At 61.4% G+C, this 3,061-nt stretch carries 4 protein-coding genes; 1 reads left to right on the forward strand and 3 read right to left on the reverse strand.

All coding sequences use genetic code 11. From position 1 onward, the window contains the following. A partial coding sequence (locus tag WAN02_RS17775; protein WP_422265563.1) for an SDR family oxidoreductase occupies window positions 1-305 on the forward strand: 305 nt, incomplete at its 5' end. Between the two features lie 175 nt (window positions 306-480). Here the strand turns inward: WAN02_RS17775 and WAN02_RS17780 are convergent. From WAN02_RS17780 to WAN02_RS17790, 3 genes are all read right to left on the reverse strand, one after another. Then, window positions 481-1,041 carry a hypothetical protein gene (locus WAN02_RS17780; protein WP_422265564.1) on the reverse strand — a complete coding sequence of 187 codons (561 nt, stop codon included), beginning with the start codon at window positions 1,039-1,041 and terminating at the stop codon, window positions 481-483. Between the two features lie 130 nt (window positions 1,042-1,171). Continuing rightward, window positions 1,172-2,029 (reverse strand): SDR family NAD(P)-dependent oxidoreductase, encoded by an 858-nt coding sequence (locus WAN02_RS17785; RefSeq protein ID WP_422265565.1) that lies wholly within the window; start codon window positions 2,027-2,029, stop codon window positions 1,172-1,174. Next, complete coding sequence (locus WAN02_RS17790) at window positions 2,016-2,510, reverse strand: SRPBCC family protein (RefSeq protein ID WP_422265566.1); 495 nt, start codon at window positions 2,508-2,510, stop codon at window positions 2,016-2,018. The genes WAN02_RS17785 and WAN02_RS17790 overlap by 14 nt, the downstream gene beginning before the upstream one ends. Between the last annotated feature and the right edge of the window lie 551 nt (window positions 2,511-3,061).

Raw genomic sequence — 3,061 nt, forward strand, 5'->3', positions numbered from 1 at the left:
CCCCGCTGGCGCACCCATACGTGGCTTCCAAATGGGCAGTTCGCGGTCTGACGAAATCAGCCGCTCTTGAATTGGCCCCGCTCAACATCAGAGTCAACTCGGTGCATCCGGGATTCATCCGGACCCCGATGACCGCGGGCGTGCCCGAGGACTTGGTCGGCGTTCCGCTCGGCCGCGGAGGCGACGCCCACGAGGTTGCGACCTTCGTGCTGTTTCTCGCCAGCGACGAATCGGCTTATGCGACCGGCAGCGAGTTCATCGTCGACGGCGGCCTGGTGACGGCGGTACCAACCAAGCCCGCGTGAAACATGCCTCGGCTCCCAACCATTGATTCTTGGTTGAGGTAGCGCGCTGCTGGCCCGTTCAGCAAGCGGATTCTCACCCCAAGCGTGAATTCGACCTCACCGCTTTGCAGCGCGCCGCGCGAGTTGATGGTGATAAAGCTGAACACCGCAGTCCCAAAATTGGAACGACCATGTCTCAGATGTGATCCACGGGACGGTAGCCGCTACAAAGGAGCGTTTCAACCGGAGCGACAGGCACATCGGAAAGCGCCGCGGCGGCAAGAGCGCAGCCCTTGAAAATTCGCGCCGCCGCACTCAGCCGGTATTGGACAACAGTGGCGCGTTCACCGAACGGGTTGTCACCCCATAGCGTGACTTCGACCTCACCGCTTTGCAGTGCGTCATGAATCTCCGCGTCAATGCACTCGTCGGTGCCTAGCTGATCCGCGGCAATCGCGAGGCTGGCGGCTCGTTCCGCAGCGCTGCCGATGGATAACACCGTGGGGTGCGGTTCAAACGTCCGGACCCCGAGAATCCGCAGCGGTCGGGTGTCGTTATGGCTGGCCAGCAAGACATTGACGTCCCAGCCCGCCATGCTGCGGTCGAACAACCATCCGCCGATGGACTGAACAACGTCGGCGACGTCGGCGGCGATGACATTGAGCTGGTACCTCGGGAGCCTGCACTTGGCAGGCGCAGCGTCATCCGGACACACGCGGGGAAGATTCCCGTCCGCGGTGAGCGATTGAGTGCCCATCGACAACTCCATTCGGATTGTGCAACAACCGTTTTAATGCATGCCAGCGATGACGCAGCCCCGGCGAGCCCATCCCAGATGCAGCCGGGTCGACCGGCGCGGCCAAAGACGACACTTGCCCAACCTCGCCTTATCGAGACGAACTGCCCGACCGCCTCGCCAGGCGGGCCAGAGGCCCGATGTAACCCGCACCGAGTAGGCGGGACATCGCTGCCGCCGCTCGCCCGTCGGCGCCGATCAGAATCCTGGCGCGATTGTTGTCGGCGCCACGAAGGATGAGGTGGGCAGCCTTTTCGGCGGTAGTTAGGGCGGAGCGTTCGAAGTGTTTTTCCGCGATCTCCTTGTCGGGTGCGTTCGCCGCTCGCATGTTGGCTCCGAAGTTCGTTTTCACCACACCGGGGTGTACGCAGTGAACCGTGACGGGGTGACGTTCGATGATCATTTCCTGTCTTAGCGCCTCGGTGAAGCCTCGGACAGCGAACTTTGATGTGCAGTAGGCGCTTTGGAACGGCACGGCGATCAGACCGAACGCGCTGGACAGGTTAACCAGTCGAGCAGGGTTGTGCGTAGATCCGGACTCGATCAGCTGGGGTAGGAACGCTTTGGTTCCGTTGACCACGCCTCCCAGATTTATGCCGATAAGCCAGTCGAAATCTTTCCAGGACATGTCTGCGACGCTGGCGTAGAGGTCGACGCCGGCGTTGTTGAACAGCAGCGATGCTGGCCCGTGTTGGGTTCGCACCTCCTGAGCGCATGTCTCTACGGCGTCCCGGTCTGCGACGTCGACTGGGTAAGTCGTGACGTGCTCCGCGCCGCAGGCGGCTTGCGTTTCGACCAGGCCTTGCGGGTTGACGTCCCAGGCGGCGACGTGTGCGCCGGCGCGCACGAGCGCAGCCGTGAGCGCGCGACCGATGCCCGAGCCAGCGCCTGTCACGACGGCCAGGCGACCCTCGTATTTGCCTGCCCTCCGGTGATCACCGCGCGTCATGTGTGGTCGCCACGGTTTCGACGATTTTGCGGATCTTGTTAACCGAGGTTTGGAGGTTTGCCTGCAGATCCGATGGGCGGTCTCGCATGAATAGGCAGACGTACTCGAAGATGATTGCGCCTATGGGCAGCGGAACGCACATACGGAAGGTCTCCGTGAGCCGTACCGTTCCCGCGGTCGAACCCGGTTCGACGAGATAGGTCCACTGAGTCCAGTCACCCCCGAGTGCCTCGACCTGGACGATGAATGAGAATTCACGATCGGGCTCGGCGGTGACGACGTTGGCGTCGGTCTTCCATCGGCCCAAGCGGCGGCGGTTCCATGCGCGAAATCGGTTCGGCGTCAGCCATTCCGCGCGGTAAGTCTCCGGGCTCCACTCCGGAATCCGCGTGACATCCGAAACGACGGCGTACACATCCGCCGCCGAGGCTCGAATCTCTGTCGATGCCGACAGTATGTCGCCTTTCTGCACTAGCGGCATGCTGGTGTCCTCACGATGGGTGGCTGGGTGGAAACGCAGTGAGGACCGAGCTGGTCCTGGCGCGAATAGAGTATCCTCTAGACATAACTCTAAGCTATCAGCAGAGGACTTCCTAGACAATAGGTCCGACACCGCGTCAGCACAGAGGTCGCGCACCCGAGCGACGCCATCGAGCTCGATCTTGATTGGTTTCGCCCACCGATCAAGTTCACGGACATCGCACCCGAGCGAGCCAGCCTGATCACCTCGCTACGGCCTAACCCGTTCGCTGCTCCGGTGACGATGGCGACACGCCCCGAAAGGTCAGTTGCCTGTGCGTTGTTCGGCGCATCAACCATCGCGTTCTTTCCTTCGGTGCCTTGAGTGGTTGAGTATTACCTAGAGATACGTATAGAGTTAACTATAGAAGCACTAGACATCTCTGCTGCGTGTGGTCAAGATGGCGAAACCTCAACGGTTCAGCAGACTTTCATCAACGCACCTGGCGCTCGATGAAGCCGAAAGGACGCAACGATGGGACGGGTAGAGGGCAAGGTCGCGCTCATTACCGG

It is taken from the genome of Mycobacterium sp. (assembly GCF_049281135.1).
Lineage (GTDB): Bacteria > Actinomycetota > Actinomycetes > Mycobacteriales > Mycobacteriaceae > Mycobacterium.

Coding starts and splice junctions, on each gene's coding strand:
- WAN02_RS17780 (WP_422265564.1), bottom strand. CDS start 1,041: ATGGGCACTCAATCGCTCACCGCGGACGGGAATCTTCCCCGCGTGTGT.
- WAN02_RS17790 (WP_422265566.1), bottom strand. CDS start 2,510: ATGCCGCTAGTGCAGAAAGGCGACATACTGTCGGCATCGACAGAGATT.
- WAN02_RS17785 (WP_422265565.1), bottom strand. CDS start 2,029: ATGACGCGCGGTGATCACCGGAGGGCAGGCAAATACGAGGGTCGCCTG.